At 65.4% G+C, this 21,818-nt stretch carries 15 protein-coding genes; 13 read left to right on the forward strand and 2 right to left on the reverse strand.

Annotated features, from left to right (window positions below; translation table 11 throughout):
* Positions 1 to 261: 261 nt before the first annotated feature.
* The 12 genes from QZY44_RS06845 to QZY44_RS06900 all read left to right on the forward strand — a co-directional run bounded on the left by QZY44_RS06845 (position 262) and on the right by QZY44_RS06900 (position 17,826).
* Positions 262 to 3,657, forward strand: a complete 3,396-nt coding sequence (locus QZY44_RS06845; protein ID WP_295444065.1) for a TIR domain-containing protein — start codon at positions 262 to 264, stop codon at positions 3,655 to 3,657.
* A 357-nt stretch (positions 3,658 to 4,014) separates the two neighbouring features.
* Positions 4,015 to 4,977, forward strand: a complete 963-nt coding sequence (pip, locus tag QZY44_RS06850; protein WP_295444068.1) for a prolyl aminopeptidase — start codon at positions 4,015 to 4,017, stop codon at positions 4,975 to 4,977.
* Entirely contained in the window at positions 4,974 to 5,411 is a 438-nt protein-coding gene (dtd, locus tag QZY44_RS06855; protein WP_295444071.1) for a D-aminoacyl-tRNA deacylase, read from the forward strand. Before pip ends, dtd begins: the two co-directional genes overlap by 4 nt.
* Positions 5,412 to 5,733: 322 nt before the next feature.
* Positions 5,734 to 7,572, forward strand: a complete 1,839-nt coding sequence (gene ilvD, locus QZY44_RS06860; protein WP_295444074.1) for a dihydroxy-acid dehydratase — start codon at positions 5,734 to 5,736, stop codon at positions 7,570 to 7,572.
* Between the two features lie 423 nt (positions 7,573 to 7,995).
* The gene (gene adh, locus QZY44_RS06865) at positions 7,996 to 9,516 is read left to right on the forward strand and encodes an aldehyde dehydrogenase (RefSeq protein ID WP_295444077.1); all 1,521 of its coding nucleotides are present in this window, start codon (positions 7,996 to 7,998) and stop codon (positions 9,514 to 9,516) included.
* A 117-nt stretch (positions 9,517 to 9,633) separates the two neighbouring features.
* Entirely contained in the window at positions 9,634 to 10,074 is a 441-nt protein-coding gene (locus tag QZY44_RS06870; protein ID WP_295444080.1) for a DUF779 domain-containing protein, read from the forward strand.
* 294 nt (positions 10,075 to 10,368) lie between these two features.
* Entirely contained in the window at positions 10,369 to 11,139 is a 771-nt protein-coding gene (locus tag QZY44_RS06875) for an arylamine N-acetyltransferase (RefSeq protein ID WP_295444083.1), read from the forward strand.
* Between the two features lie 109 nt (positions 11,140 to 11,248).
* On the forward strand, positions 11,249 to 11,533 hold the full coding sequence (locus QZY44_RS06880) for a hypothetical protein (RefSeq protein WP_295444088.1): 285 nt from the start codon (positions 11,249 to 11,251) through the stop codon (positions 11,531 to 11,533).
* Between the two features lie 749 nt (positions 11,534 to 12,282).
* A complete protein-coding gene (locus QZY44_RS06885; RefSeq protein WP_295444091.1) occupies positions 12,283 to 13,539 on the forward strand; it encodes a PAS domain S-box protein in 1,257 nt (418 codons plus the stop codon).
* The gene (locus QZY44_RS06890) at positions 13,536 to 16,685 is read left to right on the forward strand and encodes an ATP-binding protein (protein WP_295444094.1); all 3,150 of its coding nucleotides are present in this window, start codon (positions 13,536 to 13,538) and stop codon (positions 16,683 to 16,685) included. The genes QZY44_RS06885 and QZY44_RS06890 overlap by 4 nt, the downstream gene beginning before the upstream one ends.
* Before the next feature lie 134 nt (positions 16,686 to 16,819).
* Complete coding sequence (locus QZY44_RS06895; RefSeq protein ID WP_295444117.1) at positions 16,820 to 17,206, forward strand: SUMF1/EgtB/PvdO family nonheme iron enzyme; 387 nt, start codon at positions 16,820 to 16,822, stop codon at positions 17,204 to 17,206.
* 200 nt (positions 17,207 to 17,406) lie between these two features.
* On the forward strand, positions 17,407 to 17,826 hold the full coding sequence (locus QZY44_RS06900; RefSeq protein WP_295444097.1) for a clan AA aspartic protease: 420 nt from the start codon (positions 17,407 to 17,409) through the stop codon (positions 17,824 to 17,826).
* Between the two features lie 123 nt (positions 17,827 to 17,949).
* Here the strand turns inward: QZY44_RS06900 and QZY44_RS06905 are convergent, their stop codons facing one another.
* Positions 17,950 to 18,960, reverse strand: a complete 1,011-nt coding sequence (locus QZY44_RS06905) for a folate-binding protein (RefSeq protein WP_295444099.1) — start codon at positions 18,958 to 18,960, stop codon at positions 17,950 to 17,952.
* Between the two features lie 166 nt (positions 18,961 to 19,126).
* Here QZY44_RS06905 and QZY44_RS06910 point away from each other — a divergent pair, with 166 nt between their 5' ends.
* Positions 19,127 to 20,956 carry an RNB domain-containing ribonuclease gene (locus QZY44_RS06910; protein ID WP_295444102.1) on the forward strand — a complete coding sequence of 610 codons (1,830 nt, stop codon included), beginning with the start codon at positions 19,127 to 19,129 and terminating at the stop codon, positions 20,954 to 20,956.
* Between the two features lie 307 nt (positions 20,957 to 21,263).
* On the opposite strand, the gene QZY44_RS06915 is transcribed toward QZY44_RS06910, so the two are convergent.
* On the reverse strand, positions 21,264 to 21,791 hold the full coding sequence (locus QZY44_RS06915; RefSeq protein ID WP_295444105.1) for a DUF882 domain-containing protein: 528 nt from the start codon (positions 21,789 to 21,791) through the stop codon (positions 21,264 to 21,266).
* Positions 21,792 to 21,818 lie beyond the last annotated feature (27 nt).

The raw sequence follows: 21,818 nt of genomic DNA on the forward strand, positions 1-21,818 counted from the left end.
CGCTCCTACGCCCGTAGGAGCGGCCCCCAGGCCGCGACGGGTTGCCGCGAGGACCGGCGGCCGGGTTGGGATCGCTGTCCTCTTGCCATGCAAACCGAAAGTGATTAGCCTCTGCTGCGTGGGACGACAGCGTGCCACTCAGAATGCTGTGTTCCGCGACAACATCGACTTTCGGGCGTTCACTTTGGCCCCCTAAGGCACCAACGGCCAGCCCTGTGCCGCCCACAGAGCGGACTGCGCGCATGAAGCCACGGACAGACCATGACTGAATCCTTCGCTTTTGACGTGTTCCTGAGCCATAGCTCCAAAGATAAGCCCGTGGTGCTCGAGCTGGCCGAGCGCTTGCGTTCGGATGGACTCAAGGTCTGGCTGGACGATTGGGAAATCAGACCCGGCGACAGTATTCCGGCGCGCATCGAGGACGGGCTGGAGCACTCCCGCGTGCTGGTGCTCTGCATGTCGACAAATGCCTTTGGCTCAGACTGGGCGCAGTTGGAGGCAGGTACCTTCCGCTTTCGCGATCCGCTGAACAAGGAGCGGCGGTTTATTCCACTGGTGCTGGATGATGCGCCTATCCGGGGGGCGCTGGCGCAGTTCTCGTACATCAGCTGGCCCCTCATGGGCCGCGAACAGGCGTATCCGAAGCTATTGGAAGCGTGTCGGTCGACGATGAAAGCGATCTCGACAGGGTTGGCCGCTCCGCGTGAGCAGGATCGAAGACAGACGATCCAGCGGGTTTCCAACGAGGTGGTCTTAGACTATGCGTTCGCCCCGGATGGAACTCGCGTTATCTCTGGAGCTGATGATCATGCTGTGCGACTTTGGGACATGGCGACGGGGCATTGCCTGCGCGTCCTGGAGGGCCACCATGGTGACGTCAATTGTGTGGTTTGGAGTGCTGATCAACTCACGGCTCTCTCATGCTCCGATGACCGTACGGTGCGGCTATGGGATTTGGCGACAGGCCACTGTCTGCGTGTGTATGATGGCCATACAGATATCGTCAGGCGTGTATCATGGAGCCCAGATCAAAGATATGCCATATCGACCTCAAGAGACATGACCGTCCGACTTTGGGATCTAGCGATGGGACATTGCAAGTGCATCCTGAGGGGCCACGCGGACGGCGTCTATGGCGTCGCATGGAGCGCTGATCAACGCAGCGTGATTTCCGGTGCCGGTGATAACACGATGCGACTTTGGGATCTCGAAACCGGGCAATGTGTTCGCGTGTTTGAGGGCCATAAGGCTGCGATTAGCTCGGTCGCCTGGAGTGCTGATCAGAATTATGTCCTTTCTGCGTCCCATGACTCAACTCTGCGGCTATGGAATGTCTACACCGGAGATTGTCTACGCATTTTCGAGGGACATACATCGATTATTCGATCTGTGGCTTGGAGTCCGGATTACCGTCGTGCTCTTTCTGCGTCTTGGGATATGACGGTGAGGCTGTGGGATGTGGATAGTGGATATTGCCTTCGCGTGCTTGAGGGGCACACAAGTTGGGTCAAGAGCGTTGGATGGACTCAGGATCAGCGTTACGCCATTTCAGGCGACCGTGAGGGCGTTATTTTGGCTTGGGATCTGTCCGAAGAATTTATTGATAAAGAAATGGTTCACGCGCCCACGAATGTGCCATGGTCCGTGCCGGACCAAATCCAATACACCAACGCCAAAGTGCTGCTCGTCGGCGACTCTGGTGTTGGTAAGACCGGACTGTCCAATTACCTTGCTCTGGGCATCAATGACGAGGAGAGCAACACTTCTACCGACGGTGTTTGGGCGACCCACTGGCCGCTGAGAAATAGCAATACGAAGGCCGGCGTCGAGCGCGAGATCTGGCTATGGGACTTCGCCGGCCAGGTGGATTACCGCCTGGTTCATCAGCTCTATATGGACGACACGGCAGCGGCGGTGCTGGTCTTCAACCCTCAGAATGAGAATCCATTTGAGGGCCTTGGCCAGTGGGACCGCGACCTCCAGAAGGCAGCCCGGAAGCCATTCGCCAAGCTACTCGTCGCCGGCCGCACCGATCGTGGCGGACTGGTAGTCAGCACCACCGGGATGGAAAAGTTCATGGCCGAACGCGGCTTCTGTCCGTCGTTGCACTTGACCAGTGCCAAGACGGGGGATGGCTGCGATGAACTGCGCGAGGCCATTATTCAGGCGATCGATTGGCAGGGTATCCCGGAGACGACCTCGCCCGCGCTCTATCACCGGTTGAAACAGGAGATCCTGGCACTGCGCGATCAGGGTTTAGTCCTGATCCGTCTGGCCGAGCTGAAGCAGCGCATGGAGATGACGCTGGGTGGTGTGGCATTCGAACTGCCGGAACTGGAGGCGGTGGTCGGCCTGCTGTCCGGGCCGGGTATGATCCAGCGTCTGGATTTTGGTGGATTCATCCTGCTGCGCCCGGAGGTGCTGAGCCGCTATGCCGCCGCGGTGGTGCGCAAGGTGCGCAGACACCCGCAGGAGATGGGCTGTATCCGCGAGGACGAACTGCTGGCCGGCGACCTGGATTATCAGGACTTCAAACGGCTACCGCCCGAAGACGAGTCCGTGGTGCTGCGCACCCTGCTGGACACCTTCGTGAGCCGGGCCTGGTGTCTGCGCCAACCGTGCGACAGCACGGCGATACTGACCTTTCCGAGCTATTTCAGACGCGAGCGCAGGGAGCAGCCGAGTCATCCGAGTGTGCTGGTGAGCTATCGCTTCGACGGTCCGGCGGACGACATCTATGCGACCCTGGTGGTGCGTCTGCATCATACGGTGGCCTTCGACAGCGCGGATCTCTGGCGGTCAGCGGCGGACTTCCGGACTCAGGCCGGGGCGGCCTTGGGGTTCACACTGACCCGTGAGTCCGAGGGGACCTCCCGCCTGGAAGTGTATTTTGAGCCGGCCGTGGTCCCCGATTCGCGGGTGCTTTTTCTTCGTTATGTGCATGAGCACCTTGCGCAGCACGCGCAGAATGTGGTGCGGCTAAGGCATTATGCCTGTAGCGACAAGAAATGCGATTCATTCGGTCAGCCTTTTACCTACCAGGCAAAGATCGACAAGGCCCTGGCGCCCGGCGGCAAGGGGAAGGTGTTCTGCCCCGATTGCGGCAAGCCGATCCCGCTACGCGACCTGATCGAGGAGAAGTTCGACTCGCCGGCGGTCAAGGAGCAGGTGCGCCAATTGCAGCGTGAAGGCCAGGCGGCCATCGACAATGAAAGCCGGGAGCTGCTGGCGGTGCATCACACCGGATTCATCGTCGCCGAGGCTGGGCAGGTCTATCGCGGCTATACCAACAGTGACCACGGGATCGATGGCGAGATCGAATTCAAGGACGACCAGGGTCGCGCCTCTGGCCGGCGGCTCTATGTGCAGCTCAAGTCCGGCGATTCCTATCTCAAGCAGCGGCAGCGCGATGGGGCGGAGGTCTTTCAGATCAAGAATCCCCGCTGGGCGGATTATTGGCAGCAGCAGGCGTATGCCGTGATGCTGGTGATCCGCACCTCGGACGGCGAGATCCGGTGGATGGACGTGAGCGCCTATCTGCAAGCGGCGACTAAGGGCGGAAAAACGGTGAAACAGGTCGTCTTTGACGGCGAGCGCCTCGACGTGATGAGCGTGCGGCGGTGGCGTGACAGGTTGCTGCCCGGCAGGACTTCGTAAGCGCTTTCAATCCTGGCCGGCCCCTCCCGGGCGCCCGGTGGTCGAGGTTCTGGAGGCAGGCGCCGCGTGTTCAGCAGGGCGGCACGGCCCGGCCAGATGAAAAACCCCCGTCGCGTCCCGCGGCGGGGGTGCCGCCATGCTTGGTCTGGGGGTTGGTGTGTGCAACCGTCGGTGGGCGGTCCATCCGTCCGTGGGTTCCCCGGGGCGACACGCCCAGTATCGATCAGCCCGGCGCTGCCGTCTGCGTCAACACGGCTGGCCTGGTGTCGGGGATCTTCGCCGCTTGCTGTAGGCATTTTCCCACGGCCTGGCGCCGGCTGATTGCAGCCGACGGGTCGGGCCCTTATCCTGCTGACTATGAAACACACCCAGCACGACCTCTATCCCCCGCTCACCCCCTATGCTGCCCACGATCTGCCGGTCGGCGATGGACATCGGCTCTATGTGGAGCAGTGTGGGCATGCGGACGGCATCCCCGCGGTCTTCCTGCACGGTGGCCCGGGCGCCGGTTGCGAGGCCGCGCATCGCCGCTTTTTCGACCCCGACCGCTACCGGATCGTCCTGTTCGACCAGCGGGGTTGCGGCCGCTCCACGCCCCATGCCGCGCTGGAAGCCAACACCACCTGGGACCTGGTGGCGGACCTGGAGCGCATCCGTGAGCGGCTGGGGATCGCGCGTTGGCTGGTGTTCGGCGGTTCCTGGGGCTCGACGCTCGCGCTCGCCTATGCGCAGACCCACCCGGAGCGGGTCCTGGCCCTGGTGCTGCGCGGCATCTTCCTGTGCCGCCCCGAGGAGATCCAGTGGTTCTACCAGGAGGGCGCCAATTGGGCCTTCCCCGACTACTGGGCCGACTTCCTCGCGCCGATCCCGGCGGATGAACGGCACGACCTGCTGAGCGCCTACCACCAGCGTCTCACCGGCAGCAACGAGGTCGGGCGCCTGGCCGCCGCCAAGGCCTGGTCGATCTGGGAGGGGCGCACCGCCACCCTGTTCGCCAACCCCGATGTTCGTGCCCACTTTGCCGACGCCCACGTGGCCATGAGCCTGGCACGCATTGAGTGCCATTACTTCATGCACAACGCCTTCCTGCGTCCCAACCAACTGCTGGAGGATGCGACGCGGCTCGCCGGTATCCCGGGGGTCATCGTCCAGGGCCGCTATGACCTGATCTGCCCCATGCGCTCGGCCTGGGAGCTCCAGCGCGCCTGGCCGGCGGCGGATCTCAAGGTGATCCCGGACGCCGGTCATTCCGCCTTCGAGCCCGGCATCCGCTCCGCGCTGGTGGCGGCCACGGACCACTTCGCTCGGCTGCTGGGATGATCGGTCTGTTGCAGCGGGTCACGCAGGCCCAGGTGCGGGTGGGTGGTGACCTCATCGGGTCGATCGACGCCGGGCTCCTGGTCCTGGTCGCCGTTCAACCGGACGATAGTGAGGCGCGCGCCGAGCGTCTGCTGGAGCGACTGCTCGGCTACCGGGTCTTCCCCGACGCCGACGGGCGCATGAACCTGAGCCTGCGCAGCCGCGGCGGCGGTCTGCTCCTGGTGCCCCAATTCACCCTGGCGGCCGATACCCGCAAGGGGACCCGGGCCGGTTTCACGTCCGCCGCGCCGCCCGCGCTGGGTGAGCGGCTGTTCACCCATCTGGTCACGGCAGCCCGTGCCGCCCATGCGGATTTGGCCACCGGGCGCTTCGGCGCGGACATGCAGGTCAGCCTGGTCAATGATGGACCCGTGACCTTCTGGCTGGAGGCCTGAAGCACCGTGGGAGCGGCTTTAGCCGCGACGGGGCCATGGCCGTGTGCGAGGTCGCGTCGCGGCTAAAGCCGCTCCCACCGGGGGTGAGCTGAGACTATATCGACAGGATTAACAGGATTTCTCAGGATTTACAGGATATTCCGTTACCGCAGGTCACAGCTAAGAATCCTGTTAATCCTGAGAAATCCTGTTAATCGTGTCCAATTTCCCGCCGCTTGCTCCATGGCATGAGTGGTGTCACGAGCACGGTTTCCATTTGTATTGTTTGCGTGGTTCGCGGGCTGATGGCCGAACCGCGCGCATCGACCACGGAGATTGCACCATGCCCGATTACCGTTCCCGCACCACCACCCACGGCCGCAACATGGCCGGCGCCCGCGCCCTGTGGCGTGCCACCGGCATGACCGATGGTGACTTCGGTAAACCCATCATCGCGGTCGTCAATTCCTTTACCCAATTCGTTCCAGGGCATGTCCATCTCAAGGACCTGGGCCAATTGGTAGCGCGCGAGATCGAGCGCGCCGGGGGGGTGGCCAAGGAATTCAACACCATCGCCATCGATGACGGCATCGCCATGGGCCACGGTGGCATGCTCTATTCGCTGCCGTCGCGCGACATCATCGCCGACTCGGTGGAATACATGGCCAATGCCCATTGTGCCGATGCGCTGGTGTGCATCTCCAATTGCGACAAGATCACCCCCGGGATGCTGATGGCCGCGCTGCGGCTCAATATCCCCGCAGTGTTCGTCTCCGGCGGCCCCATGGAGGCCGGCAAGGTCCACTTGGCAGGCAAGGGCGATCTCAAGCTCGACCTGGTGGACGCCATGGTCACGGCCGCCGACCCCCGGGAGAGCGATGCGGACGTGGCCGCCATCGAGCGCTCCGCCTGCCCCACCTGCGGCTCCTGCTCCGGGATGTTCACCGCCAACTCCATGAACTGTCTCACCGAGGCGCTGGGGCTCAGCCTGCCCGGCAACGGCACCCTGCTCGCCACCCATGCCGACCGGGAGGCGTTGTTTCTGGAAGCCGGGCGGGTCGCGGTGGAACTGTGCCGCCGTTGGTACGAACATGACGATGGCGGCGCCCTGCCGCGCAGCATTGCCAGCCGGGCCGCGTTCGAGAACGCGATGTCGCTCGACATCGCCATGGGCGGCTCCACCAACACCGTGCTGCACCTGCTGGCGGCCGCGCACGAGGCCGAAGTCGACTTCACCATGGCCGACATCGACGCCCTGAGCCGCCGCGTGCCCAACCTGTGCAAGGTCGCGCCCTCCACCCAGAAGTACCACATGGAGGACGTCCACCGGGCCGGCGGGATCATGGGCATCCTGGGTGAGCTGGACCGGGCGGGCCTGATCGACGGCACCGTGCCCACGGTCCACTCGGCCACCCTGGGCGCGGCCCTGGAGGACTGGGACATCGCCCGCGACACCGCCACCGAGGCCGCCCGCGCCCGCTTCCTCGCGGCGCCCGGCGGCGTCCCCACCCAGCTCGCCTTCAGCCAGGCCAACCGCTGGCCGGATCTCGATCTCGATCGCGAGACCGGCTGCATCCGCGACCTGGACCATGCCTACTCGCGCGACGGTGGGCTCGCCGTGCTCTACGGCAACCTGGCCGAGCAGGGCTGCATCGTCAAGACCGCCGGGGTGGACGCGTCCAACCTGACGTTTACCGGCCCGGCGCGCATCTTCGAGAGCCAGGAGGCCGCGGTGGAGGGCATCCTGGGCGGGCGCGTCAGCGCGGGCGACGTGGTGCTGATCCGCTACGAGGGGCCCAAGGGCGGCCCCGGGATGCAGGAGATGCTCTATCCCACCAGTTACATCAAGTCCAAGGGGCTGGGCAAGCTGTGCGCCCTGGTCACGGACGGACGCTTCTCCGGCGGCACCTCGGGGCTCTCGATCGGCCACGTCTCACCGGAGGCGGCCGAGGGCGGGCTGATCGCCTTGGTGGAGGAGGGCGACGTGATCGCCATCGACATCCCCAACCGGCGCATCGAGCTGAAGGTGAGCCCGGCGGTGATCGAGGCGCGCCGCTCAGCGGTCCAGGCGTGGCGCCCGGTCGGTCGCGAGCGCCCGGTCTCGGCAGCGCTGCGTGCCTATGCCGCGCTCACCACCAGCGCGGCCTTTGGCGCGGTGCGGGACCTGTCTCAATTGGATTGACCGGGGAGAGGGGAGTAGGGGCGGGTTTTAAATCCGCCCCTACGGTTGGCCTGCGGTGCCGGGTGGGCCGGCCAATGTAATGATGTCCTCCTCGCCCTGGTAATCGGGTTTGGATGCGGGGCCCTTTGGCCTAAGACCCTGGGTGGGTCGGGGTCCGGTTGCCCTCTGCGCTCGTCCGACGCAAGCCCCTTGGTTGGGGCCGGGCGGGTCGCGATGGGGAGTATCTTAAGGCCTCTGCGTCGTTAACGCAAATGATCAGTATTGACGTATGCTCCTTCTGGACGGTGCCGTAACCTGAACAGCGCGCCGCCGATGGTCTTGGAACCGCCCGGGCCGTCACCAGGTTGGGCACAGGCTGCGACGGCGTCCGTACCGATCGCGACCGGTCACTGACAAAAAAGCGAACGACGAGGAGCGAACCCCATGATTTACGCCAACCCCGGCCAACCGGGCTCCAAGATCACCTTCAAGCCGCGCTACGACAACTTCATCGGCGGACGCTGGACCCCTCCGGCCAAGGGCGCCTATTTCCAAAACGTCTCTCCGGTCAATGGTCTGCCATTCTGCGAGGTGGCCCGCTCCAGCGCCGAGGACATTGAGGCGGCACTCGACGCCGCCCACGCCGCCCGTGAGGCCTGGGGCAAGACCCCGGCCGCGGAGCGTGCCAACATCCTGGTGAAGATCGCCCAGCGCATGGAGGACAACCTGGAACTGCTCGCGGTGGCGGAGACCTGGGACAACGGCAAGCCGGTGCGCGAGACCCTGGCCGCGGACCTGCCGCTCGCCATCGACCACTTCCGCTACTTCGCCGGCTGTATTCGTGCCCAAGAGGGGTCACTATCGGAAATCGACGAAACCACCGTCGCCTACCACTTCCACGAGCCGCTGGGCGTGGTCGGCCAGATCATCCCCTGGAACTTCCCGCTCCTGATGGCCACCTGGAAGCTCGCCCCGGCACTGGCCGCCGGCAACTGCGTGGTCTTAAAGCCCGCGGAGCAGACCCCGGTCGGCATTCTGGTGTGGGCCGAGCTGATCGGCGACCTGCTGCCCCCCGGCACGCTCAACATCGTCAACGGCTTTGGACTGGAGGCCGGCAAGCCGCTGGCATCCAGCCCGCGCATCGCCAAGATCGCCTTCACCGGTGAGACCACCACCGGCCGGCTGATCATGCAGTACGCGAGCCAGAACCTGATCCCGGTCACCCTGGAACTGGGCGGCAAGTCGCCCAACATCTTCTTCGACGACGTCTGCGCGGCGGACGACGACTTTTTCGACAAGGCGGTGGAGGGCTTTGTGATGTTCGCCCTCAACCAGGGCGAAGTCTGCACCTGCCCCAGCCGCGCCCTGATCCAGGAATCGATCTATGACCGCTTCATGGAGCGCGCGCTCGCCAGGGTCAAGGCGATCACACAAGGCCACCCGCTCGACACCGCGACCATGATCGGCGCCCAGGCATCCAGCGAGCAGCACGAGAAGATACTGAGCTACATGGATATCGGCCGCCAGGAAGGGGCCGAGGTCCTGACCGGCGGGGCGCCCGCGCACCTGGGCGGGGAACTTGAAGGCGGCTATTACATCCAGCCGACGGTCTTCCGGGGCCACAACCGCATGCGCATCTTCCAAGAGGAGATCTTCGGCCCGGTGCTGGCCGTGACCACCTTCAAGGACGAGGCCGAGGCCCTGAGCCTTGCCAACGACACGCTCTACGGCCTGGGCGCCGGGGTCTGGAGCCGCGACGCCGGGCGCTGCTTCCGTATGGGTCGGGGCATCCACGCCGGTCGGGTCTGGACCAACTGTTACCACGCCTACCCGGCCCATGCCGCCTTCGGCGGCTACAAGCAGTCCGGCATCGGGCGCGAGACCCACCGCATGATGCTCGACCACTACCAGCAGACCAAGAACCTGCTGGTGAGCTACAGCCCCAAGGCGCTGGGGTTCTTCTGAGCGCCGCGGCGGCCTTGATGATGACGCCGCCCGGTAGCGCAAACTCCTGATCCTCTCCCCTCCCCCCTTGTGGGGGAGGGTTGGGGTGGGGGGTCTCAACACCCCGAGGTCGACACCATGACCGACGTCCCCAGAGTCATTGCCACCGAGCCCGCCGCGCGCCTGATCGCGCAACTGCGTGCCGAGTATGGCCCGCTCCTGTTCCACCAGTCCGGCGGCTGTTGCGACGGCTCATCCCCCATGTGCTTCGCCCAGGGCGACTTTCTGATCGGCAACCAGGATGTGCTGCTCGGCGAGATCGCGGGTGCACCTTTCTACATCAGCGGCCCCCAATTCGCCCTCTGGCGTCACACCCAGTTGATCATCGACGTGGTCCCGGGCCGTGGCGGCATGTTTTCACTGGAAAACGGCCGCGAGGTCCGCTTCCACACCCGCTCGCGGCTCTTCACCGACGCCGAGTCCGCGGCCCTTGCCGGCGCTGCCGCGCCGGACGCGGGCTGGACCGTCGAGCGGCCCCGCGGCGGCCTTGATCATCGTTCCGGCCGTCCCGGCGTTTAGGTCGACCTTCAGGCCGACTGGGAGCGCCGCACCCCAGTGCGGCCAGACCTCGCAAACACCCTCAGCACCGCGGCTTACGGCGAGGCCGGGCCGCACTGGGGTGCGGCGCTCCCAGGGACAGAGCGCTTCGCGCCTGATGCATCAGTGGCCGGCACGATGATCGAGCCCCCCGCGGCTGAGGCGGCGTCGCAATCCCGGTGAGACGCCGCCCGGCCTTGGCCCGGCAGCGCATCCCGTTTAAGCTTGCCAACACGCCAACCCGGCGGGGGGCGCCGGCGACCAAGGGTACCAAGCATGCAGGCCGACAACTTTTTATTGGATAACTATTTCGATCGCATCGGTTATGGTGGTCAGGCCGCCGCGAATATTGCCACGGTCGGCGCCATGATGCGCCGCCAGCTATTCACCGTGCCGTTTGAAAACCTTGATGTGCAGGCCGGCAAGGTGGTGTCATTGGTGCCGGAAGAGATCGTAGAGAAGATCGTCAACCGCCGGCGCGGCGGTTATTGCTATGAGGTCAATGGTCTGTTTGCGATGGCGCTCCAAGCGTTGGGCATCCCCTACCAGTTTGTCGCGGCGCGGCCCATGTTCTACCCGATGCGGCGACCCAAGACGCACATGGCGATTGTGCTGCAACTCGATAACGCGGCCTGGCTGTGCGATTTGGGCTTTGGCAGCTATGGCATCAGGGCGCCCCTGCGCCTGGATGGCATCGATGTCGAGGTGCAACAGGACTCGGATACCTTTGTGTTAAGCAAGGAGAGCGACCCTGTCTATTTGCTGAAGGCGTTGGTCGAGGGGCAGTGGACGAATCAATACGCCTTCGATCTGTCGCCGCAGGAATGGATCGACTTCGTGCCCGCCAATTACCTCAACTCCACCCATCCGGACGCAATATTTGTGCAAAAGCTGCTGGTGATTCTGCAGAACCCGGAAGGTCGGACGATTCTGTTGGGCGATCGGTTGAAATCGATCCGACACGGGCAAGTGGCGCAGGAAACGCTCTCCCTGGCGGACCGCGATACCATTTTGGCCGAGAGGTTCGGTCTCGCGTGCAATGGCTGACATACACCGACATACACCGACAAGGACTGGACGCGGCCCGGGTTTCAATGAGATGGTGCCGGCGTCGAGATTGCCGACATACAGGTTTTTATCACCCCGATCGAAGGCAATGCCATCAGCCCCGAACAAATGCACGATCAAGGCCGGGTTGGTCGGGTTGCCCGCCAACAGTGGGCTGTCAGACCACACGCTGGCGCTGCCCTGCGGGGTGATCTTCCACACCTTCCCCATGAACGGCTCGGTCACGAAAATGTTCCCCGCCGCGTCGAACGCCAGATCGTTCGGGAAAGTGTCGGCGTTGAAATGGGCCAATTGGGTCACCTGGCCGGAGGCGGAAATGCGGAACACACTCGCCGCATCCTCAGCCGGGTTGAAGCCGCCGCTGCTGGCATAAAGCTCGCCGTCCGGGCCGAACTTCACGCCCAAGGCGAACGCGGTCGCCGGGATCGGCAATTGGGCGAACAGCGACAACTGCCCGGTTGGCGTGAGCTTCTGGATCGTGTTCGCCATGGAAAGATAGAAATTGCCGGCCGTGTCCACCGTGACTGACTCAGGCAATTGGCCTAGCGTGGGATCGAACGTGGCGACGGTGGTCAACGCCACGGCCTGGGTGGGCAGCCAGGCGACACATGCTGAAAACAACAGTGCAGCTATGATTTTACGAGTCATATCAAGCGTCCTCTTGTAGTGGACCAGACGGCCGCCCCGACCATCGTTGCAGCCTGCAGCTACTATTGGGCAATTCTTTGTATTTTGAAAGCCCCTTATTGCCCTCTCTAAACTATTGTTAAGTCTGGTGCGTGAGTTCCTACCCTGTGCGCTGTCAGGCGGCTCCCCGTTGCTCTGCCGATGGGGCGTCGGTCACCGCAATACCATCCTGGTAACGCGCTATGATCGTCGCGCGTGAGAACACATGACCGCCGTGGGCCAGATGGTTAACATGTAGGGCCATAAGGTCGCAGTCCCGCAGCTTGCTCTCGAGCGCCAGGTCAAGAAGCGCCAGTTCACGGGGCTTGTTGGCCAGCTGCCACCGGGTCCGCACGGGCGACGTCGCCTGGACGGGAGGATGCCGCAACGCGCCGTTGCGCTCACTGGGTTGCAAACCGCCTGTTTGGTTGGTCGTCTTGACACTGGGGATCGCTCATGAAGCTGCGACTGCTCCTCGCCATCCTGCTGCCCTTCGCCGCCTGTGGCCTGCAATGGCTGCTCTGGGACTACATCGCCCCCTATGCTTGGCTCCTGTTTTTCCCCGCGGCCTACTTGAGCGCCTGGATCGGCGGGCTGTGGGGGGGGCTCGCGGGGACGACCATCGCCACTGCGCTGGTCTGGTATGTCTTCATGCCACCGCGCTTCTCCTTCGTCCTGGATTCGCCAACCGCGGCCTTGCCCATCCTGTTGTTCCTGGTCATGGGCGCGTCGTTTGCGTTCTTCTTCGAGCGCCTGCATCGAGCGCAAGCCCGCGGCGAAACCCGCTTCGAGGCCACCTTCGAGCAGGCCGCGGTCGGCATCGCCTTGGTGGCGCTGGACGGCAAGTGGCTGCGCGTCAACGGCAAGCTGTGCGAGATCCTCGGCTACGACCACGACGAATTGCTGGCTCGGACCTTCCAGGACATCACCTACCCGGACGATCTGCAACGAGACCTGGATCATATGCGCCGGTTGCTCGCGGGCGACATTGCCACCTATGTGATCGAAAAGCGCTATCTTCGCAAGGGCGGCAGCATCATCTGGGTCAAGCTCACCGTCGCCCTGGTGCGCAAGCGCAACGGTTCGCCGGACTACTTCATTTCGGTGATCGAAGACATTCAGGCACGCAAGGAGTCCGAGGCGGACGCCATCGCGAGCGAACAGCGCTACCGCGAACTGGTGGAAAGCGCCAACAGTGCCATCCTGCGCTGGGCGCCCGACGGCCGGATCACCTTCTTTAACGCGTTTGCCCAGCAGCTATTCGGTTGGCCGGCCGAAGAGGCGATCGGCGGGCCCGTCAGCATGCTGGTGCCCGCCCAGGACTCCACCGGGGCGGACCTGACCGATCTGGTCGAGGACATCGCGAGGCACCCGGAGCGTTATCTCAACAACATCAATGAGAACATCTGCCGCGATGGCCGCCGCGTCTGGATGAACTGGACCAACCGGGCGCTGCGCGACGCTCGGGGCCAGGTGGCCGGGATACTCGCCGTCGGCAACGACATCACCGACCGCAAGCAGGCCGAGGAGACGCTACGGCAGAGAAATGAGGAGCTTGAACGCTTGAATCAGGCCGCGATCGGGCGCGAGCTGCAGATGATCGGGCTGAAACGCCAGGTCAACGACCTGTCGCGGCAACTAGGTCGGGAGCCACCGTTCGACCTGTCGTTTGCGCAGACGCCAGAGTCCTCCGCCGGTAGCCCTTTGCCATGAGCAATGTCGCCGCACGAGGCCCGGGGATGCCGCTCAAGACCTTTCTGCGCTGGCTGATCTGGTGGTGCATCCTTCCGTTGCTGCTGCTGGCGCTGTGGCTGGCCTACGACAGCCTGCGTAGCGGCCAGGCCGAGCGTGATCGGGAGGCCGCTCAGTTGGCGCAAAACATCGCCACCGCGATCGACCAGCGCCTGGAGGCCCGCATGTCCGCCCTGAACATGCTGGCGGTCTCGCCGCTGCTGGACGACCCGGCACGCTGGGGCGATCTCTACCGGGAGGCCCTGGGTTTCCGCGAGAGCTTCGGCAGCCATGTGATTCTCGCCGATGTCGGCGAGCCGATGCGCATGCTGTTCAATACCCGCTCGCCCTTCGGCGCGCCCTTACCGACGCTGCCCCGACCCCAGGGCCATGCCGCCGCGCCGGCGGCGGTGGCGACGGGCAAGCCGGCGGTGGGCGACAGTTTTGTCGGTCCCGTGGCGAAGGAACCCTTGGTCGCCATGGCCGTGCCGGCACTACGGGACGGCAAGTCCGCCTTCGTCCTGGTCTCCACCTTCGAGACCAGCCAGTTTCAGGCCCGCCTCGATCAAGTCGCGGTGCCCGATGGCTGGGCGGTGAGCCTGCGCGACGGCCGCGGCGATGTCATCGCCCGTCGTGCGCCGCTGGGTTTCGACGCGGCGCGCGAGGTGGACCCGGCCGGGCGCTTCCAGGTCCGCTCGGCGGTCTCGTCCTGGTCCGTGACGGTGGAGGTCCCGCGCGGGGTTGCGCGGGCGCCTATGCTGGTGACCGGTACCGCCTTGGGGCTGGGGCTCCTGGCGGCCACGCTGGCGGGCGTGCTCGGCGGTCTGGCGGCCAGCCGTCGGCTGGGCCGCGCGGTGGCGACGCTGACGCGCGATGCCGCGGACGCACGCGCGCGGGCGCCCGCTATCGCGGAGATCGCCGCCGCCCGGCGCCTGCTCGACGCGGCCTCGGCCGGTCTGCGCGAGAACGAGGCCCGCTTCCGCCGGCTGTTCGACAGCGCACCCGTCCCCATGGGCCTGGCCGACGAGGACGGCGTCATCCTGGCCCAGAACGCGCGCTACGAGCAGTTGTTCGGTTATACCGTGGCGGACACACCCACCGTCGCCGACTGGTGGTTGGTGGCCTACCCCGATCCGGGCTATCGCGCCGAGGTCCAGGCATCCTGGAACGCGGCCGTAGCACGTACCATGCAGACGCATGAGAGCGTCGATGCGGGCGAATATCGGATGACCTGCAAGGACGGCTCGCAGCGCTCCGTCCGGGTCTCCTGTGTCCTGCTGCAAGATGGTCTGCTCGCTACCTTCGTCGATATCACGGAGCGCAAACGCGCCGAGCAGGCACTGACTGAGGCCCACGCTGCCGCGCTCGAACAACAGCAGCGGGCACGGCTCGCCATCCTCAATCAGATGCAGGACGCCAATGCCGCCCTGACGGAGGCCAAGACGGCGCTGGCCGCCCTGCGGGCGAGCGAGGCACATGTGCGCCTGCTCAATCGCGATCTGGAACAGCGCGTGGCGGAGCGCACCGCCGAGGCGACCGAGGCGCGGCAGCGCGCGGAGGCGGCCAACGCGGCCAAGAGCACCTTCCTGGCCAACATGAGCCACGAGATCCGCACGCCGATGAACGCCATCATCGGGCTGACCCATCTGCTGCAACAGTCGGGCCTGAGTGAGGGGCAACGCGAACACCTGACCAAGATCAACGCGGCGGGCTATCACCTGCTCTCCATCATCAACGACATCCTCGACCTGTCCAAGATCGAGGCCGGCCGCGTGCAGCTCGAGGAGACTGATTTCGCCTTGCAGGAGGTCCTCGCGCACGTCGACTCCCTGATCGCCGAGTCGGCCCGGGCCAAGGGACTGACGGTCGAGATGGATACCGACGCCGTGCCGCTGTGGTTGCGCGGCGATCCGACCCGCTTGCGGCAGGCGTTGCTCAACTTCGCCGGCAATGCGGTCAAGTTCACGGAGCAGGGTCGGATCGCCTTGCGTGCCCGGTTGGAACATGAGGACGGCGAACGGCTGCGGGTGCGCTTTGAGGTCGAGGATACCGGAATCGGGATTGCACCGGACCAGCTCGCGCGGTTGTTCGAGGCCTTCGAGCAGGCCGACGAATCGACCACGCGCCGCTATGGCGGCACCGGGCTCGGGCTGGCCATCACGCGCCGTCTTGCGCGCCTGATGGGCGGCGAGGCCGGTGCCGAGAGCGCGCCGGGCAAGGGCAGTCGCTTCTGGTTCACCGCCGAGCTTCGCCGCGGACAGGGTACCAAGACGGAGCCCGACACGGTGCGCGCCAAGAACGCCGCCGTTGAACTCGCCCGGACCCGCGCCGGTGCGCGCATCCTGCTGGCCGAGGACAACGTGATCAATCAGGAAGTGGCACGCGAGATCCTACGCGCGGTGGGGCTCGCGATCGATGTCGCCGCCGATGGCCGCCAAGCCGTCGAGCGGGTGCGTACCCAAGACTACGACCTGATCCTGATGGACATGCAGATGCCGGAGCTCAGTGGGATCGAGGCCACGCGGGCGATTCGCGCCCTTCCTGGCCGGGGTCAGGTGCCCATTCTGGCGATGACAGCCAATGCCTTCGATGAGGACCGGCGCAACTGTCTTGCCGCCGGTATGAACGACTTCATTGCCAAGCCGGTCGACCCAGACCTGCTGTATGCCGTGCTGTTGAAGTGGTTGCCGCCTGGCGGTCGCGCGGCCTTTGATGCTGACGCTGCGGTCGCGGGCGCCGCGGCCAATGCGCTGCGTACTCGCCTGTCGGCGATTGATGGACTGGATCTGACGCACGGGCTGTTGATCGCGCGCAATCGCCTGGAGTTCTACGCTCATCTGTTGTCGCTGTTCCTGGAGCAACATGCGCACGACCCCGAGCGCCTGCGTCAGTCGGCCCAAGACGAGGATACGCTGATTATGCAAGGCATCGCCCACACGCTCAAGAGCGCGGCGGGTAACCTTGGGGCCAACGGTGTGCGCATGCTCGCTGAGTCGGTGCTGGCGTCCTTGCACCAACAGGATGGTGAAGCACCCACCCAGGCGATGCGCCTCGCGGACGCGTTGGAGCACGTGCAAGGGAAGCTGCGTCAGGCGCTGGAGAGCAGTGGGACCTTGGGTTCCCGATGACCATCCCCACCGAGACGGGCGGCTCTCGCTGCGACAGTAGCCGTTGTTCATTGGATCGCCCTGAGCGATCGGAGTTGGCCGGGACAGCACCCTGAGTTGGAGTCAGCTCCAGGCCATGGCGCCGGGTTGCTGACATCGGCGCGAGCGGCGGCCACTTTAACCATCGCGAACGCACGCTGCCGGTGCGCAGCTTTGCGCCGAACCCTTGGGGGCTGTACCAGATGCACGGCAATGTCCGGGAATGGTGCGCGGACTGGTTCGGCGAGTATCCGGCGGGGCCGGTTACGGACCCCGCTGGGCCGACTGACGGACGGGGCCGCGTCCTGCGCGGCGGCTCGTGGGGCGGCCGCGGGCGCAACCTCGCCTCCACGACCCACCCGACGAGCGCAACGCCATCATCGGCCTGCGTCTTGCCGCAGATTGACCCTTTTGATGACACCGCTCCGGTGGTGTCACCCCTGTGTTGGCAGCTGTGCGGCCTGCGGCGGTTTCGGGGCGCACAGCGCCGAACACATGCATGACACCGCTTGAGCGGTGTCACGAGGTGCCTCCTGGCGGGGCTGAACGGTTAAGGCAGGCGAGCCAGGACGGCCGGCCCGCCCCCGAGTCGCCGCCGATGGACTCCCCAGAGGCGTTCGGACCGCCGATCGAGCCCGCCCCCGATTCCACGGCAACTGAATTCAGTATACTGTCACCGAATTAGCCTACAGTGAGGTGAGTGATGGGCGCAACGCAGGTGACGGTGACAATAAGAAATCCCGCAAGCCCGGAGCGATCATGGAAGGGGCTGTTTCTTGTCGATACCGGTGCAACGGATTCTCTCGTGCCAAGGGATTGCCTTGAGTCTATTGGCCTGAAGCCCAAGGCGCAGCGCATTGTCGAGCTGGCAGACGGTAGCGAGATCAAGATGGACATCACCACCGGCGACATTGAGTTCATGGGGGAGATTGTGGGGGGAACGATTATTATTGGAGAACCTGGAACGGAGCCCATCCTCGGAGTGACCGCCTTGGAGTCCGTTGGCATTGATGTGGATCCACGCAATCAAACATTGAAACGTCTACCGGCAATTCGGCTAAAGACACTCAAGCCAAGGCTAACGGCCATGGCAGCTACCCCGGACGATCAAGGTCCGCTGTAGGAGTGGCTTTAGCCGCGATGAGGCCACCGAAGCTTGCGCGGTCCCGTCGCGGCTAAAGCCGCTCCCACCGGGCGCTGGCCTGACGTTCACGGTAACAGCGGCGTCAGTCGTACCTGATCCGGATTACCCGGCGGGCGCCTGGAAGCCATAGGGTGGGGCCTGGAGCCTCAGTGGGGGTCCGTCCGCGCCGAGCCGCACCTCGCCGGTCTCAGCCGCCGCGATCTCGGCCACGGCGAGGAGTTCATAGCGCCCGTCACCGCTGCGACGTGCATCCACCACTCGGCCGGCGCCTTGCTCCGAGGTGCTGGCGGCGGACTCAAGCGCGTCGCCCGGTTGCGGTGGGATGTCAGTCTCAACCTCCGCCCAATACATCCGGCGCTTGAGCGTGCCCAGGTATTGCATCCGGGCGACGACTTCCTGACCCGTATAGCACCCCTTGGTAAAGCTGACCCCGTTGAGTAACTGTAGATTTGCCATTTGCGGCACGAAGGCATCGCTGGTGGCGGTGTAGACGCTGGGGATGCCGGCGCGGATGTCGAGCAGTGCCCAGGCGTCGGCGTCGCCCCAGGCGGAGACCGGGGCCAGGGCGTCCCAGAGGTCGATCTGGCGTGCGCATTCGGCGATCAGCTCAAAGCGCGGTGGCGTGCCGGGTAGGCGCAGCACTGTGACGGCGTCGGCCGTGACCGCAGCGAAATTCTGCTCGGGCACCGGCAGTCCGAGGCGCTCCAATTCCCGGGCGGCGCCGGTGCCCGCCAGCCCAATGCGCACCGGGCCATCGCTGTGCTCGAGCAGCGTGACCTTAGAGCGCAGCACATAGAGCCCGAGGCGTTTGATGGCCGGCGCGACCCGTTCGCGGGGCAGTTGCAGGCCGATGCCATCGGGCAGCCGCAGCGCCAGGAACAGGTCGAGCATCCGGCCCTTGGGGCTGCAATGGGCGCTGAGTTGACACCGGGTGGCGCTCAATATGCGGATGTCGTTGGAGAGCTGCCCCTGTAGAAAACCATCCGCGTCCGCGCCCTGGACGGCGATCAGCCCCAGGTGTGAGAGGTCGTAGCGGGTGCAGTCCGCCGCGGCGGCCCCGGTGGCGTTAGGGGCACCGCGGGCGGTCAAGAAGGCGCGCCAGTCTGGGTTCATCGTCAGGTCCTCAAGAAGCTCGGGTGGTCGGCACCATGCGGCGGCGCCAGTGGATCGCGGCATCGGGGTATCATACCCAAAGCCGAGTCCCGCTCCGGGGCCGCGCGCCCCATTCACCGACCTGGCTCAGCCCCGAGCCCCCCATCACCGCGGAGCACTCAGCCCCTTGTCGACATATCAATCCAGCCCCCCGGTGAACAGCCTGGTGCTCTACAAGATACGGCCCGCCCGTGTGGTCAGCGTCGGCGAGAAGATCGAGATCGAGCTGGAGGCCGGGCAGACCAAGCGGGTGCGCCCGAAGGACCTGGAGCTGCTCCACCCGGGACCCCTGCGCGGCGTCGGGGATTTGCTGCCACAACAAGGGGAACCCGAGGCCGCCTGGGAACTGCTGGAGGGTGGCACGGCGACGCTGCAGGAACTGGCCGAACTTGCCTTCGAGGCCTTTACCCCGGCGACTGCCTGGGCGGCCTGGCAGTTGGTGGCGGATGGGCTCAATTTTACCGGCAACCCGACGGCCATTCGCGCCCGCACCCGCGCCGAGGTGGAACGCGACCGCGCCGAGCGCGGGGCCAAGGCGGCGGCCGAGCGTGACTGGCAGGACTTCCTGACGCGGATGGCGCAGGCTCGCCCGGCCCCCGAAGACCGGCCGCGGTTGGTCGAGGTGGAGCGCCTGGCCCTGGGGCAGACCGAGCGCAGCCGCATCCTGGATGCCCTGGGGCACGAGCAGAACCCGGTCAATGCCCATCGGGCGCTGATCCAGGTCGGCTATTGGGCGGACCGGCACAATCCCTATCCCGGGCGGTGCAAGGTACCGACGGGGGAGGTCGCATGGCCGGTACCCGAACTTCCGCTGGAGGACCGGCTGGATCTCACCGGGCTGCCCGCCTATGCGATCGACGACCTGGGCAACCAGGACCCGGACGACGCCCTGAGCCTGGACGGTGACTGTCTGTGGGTCCATGTGGCTGACGTCGCCGCCCTGATCGCGCCGCAGGGCGAGATCGAGCGGGAGGCACGCGCCCGCGGGAGCAATCTCTATCTACCGGAGGGGGTCATCAACATGCTGCCCCTGGCCGTGACCGAGCGCCTGGGGCTGGGGCTGCAACCGATCTCGCCCGCCTTGTCGTTTGCCTTGCGCTGCGATGCCGACGGGGTGCTGTGCGCCACGCAGGTTCATCGCACCTGGATCCGTGCCCAGCGCCTGACCTACGATGAGGTGGAGGGTCGCCTGGGGGAGGCCCTTTTCGCCGCCATGTGCGCCCTGACCGATCGCTTCCGCGCCCGTCGGGTGGCCGCCGGGGCCACCAGCCTGGACCTGCCGGAGGTGAGTGTGCGCGTCCAGGATGGCCGGGTGTCGATCCGTCCCCTGCCGCGGCTGGCGAGCCGGGAGCTGGTGGCGGACGCCATGCTGATGGCGGGGGAGGGCGCGGCGCGTTTCTGTCTGGAGCACGCGATCCCGATTGCCTATGCGACCCAGGCCCCGCCCGAGGCGGGTGAACAGCCCCGCGACCTGGCCGCCATGTTCGCTCGGCGCCGCGCCTTCAAGCCGTCCCGTCTCGTGGGCGCGCCGGACCTGCACGCCGGGCTGGGTCTGGAGTTCTATACCCGGGCGACCAGTCCGTTGCGGCGCTATTCGGACCTGCTTGTCCACCAGCAGATCCGCGCCTGGCTACGCGGGGAGCCGCTCCTCACCGTGGAGCAGGTAACCGAGCGCATCGCGGAGGCCGAGACGGCCGCGGCGGTGACGCGGCGCGCAGAACGCCTCTCGAACCTGCACTGGAAGCTCGTCTATCTCAAAGACAACCCGGACTGGCAGGGCGAGGCGACGATTGTGGGCAAGGACGACCGCAACAAGGGGCTTGCCCTGGTGCCGACGCTGGCGTTGGAGACGCGGCTGCGGTTGCGCGACGAGCCCGAGCTGAACCAGGGCCTGCGGGTCGCGGTGCGCGAGGTGGATATTCCGGCCCAGACGGCCAGCTTCCGGGTGTTGGGTTGAGGCCGCCGGTGCGTGTCTGCGGGCTTCTGTGACGGAAATGTCCCAGTGTTGCGCAAGCGCACCGCGAGCCCAGGGGTGTTGATCGGGCTGGCTTGACCGTTTATGCTCGCCCTCGTTAAGGCCAGATGAAGTCTAGGGGCTTGATCATCCCTATTGCGGTAACCGGTCGCGGCCGGGGGGCCGCTCCTACGGGTGTAGGAGCGGCCCCCCGGCCGCGACCAAGCCAAAGCAGTGGACGGGGCGTCAGCCCCAAAAAAAACGCGGGGCCTCGGCCCCGCGTTTTTTTCGATTCAGCGCTTAAGTGCGATCAGGCGTGCCAGGTCCGGACATTGCCGGTATCGACATGGACGAAGTTTGAGCTCGGATAGTAGCCGACGCCGCCGCGGGCCAGGGACAGGGCCGCGTCCCGGATGTGGTTGATGCCTAAGTCGGGGAAGCGGATGTCGAGTGCCTGGCCGTACAGATGCATGCTGTTGCGTGCCACGCCGTGGCTTTCGGCGCGCAGCATCGCGTTGGTTTGCGGGCTGCGGTAGGCACTCAGGATCTCGTAACGGGCATCAGGGTCGCCCAGCGACGTCTTCACGTCGTGGAGCAGGTCGAACAATTGCGGGTCCATCGGCATGGTGTCGCCGGTGCGGAAGTCCCGCAGGAAATAATTGAGCTGTTGCAGTGCGCTGCGCTTGTAGTGGTCGCCTTCGCGGTAGACCACGGAGATCTTCTCGTCGGTGTGCATGTGGTGCAGGGACAGTGCGCGCGGACGTTCTGCCGGCCTCTTGGCCAGCACGGGTGCGGCAATCGTGGACAGAGACAACCCTAGGAAATAACGTCGATTCATGTTCCCCCCGGACAATGTGACGTAGTG

The sequence above is a fragment of the uncultured Thiodictyon sp. genome (genome assembly GCA_903837595.1).
GTDB lineage: Bacteria > Pseudomonadota > Gammaproteobacteria > Chromatiales > Chromatiaceae > Thiodictyon.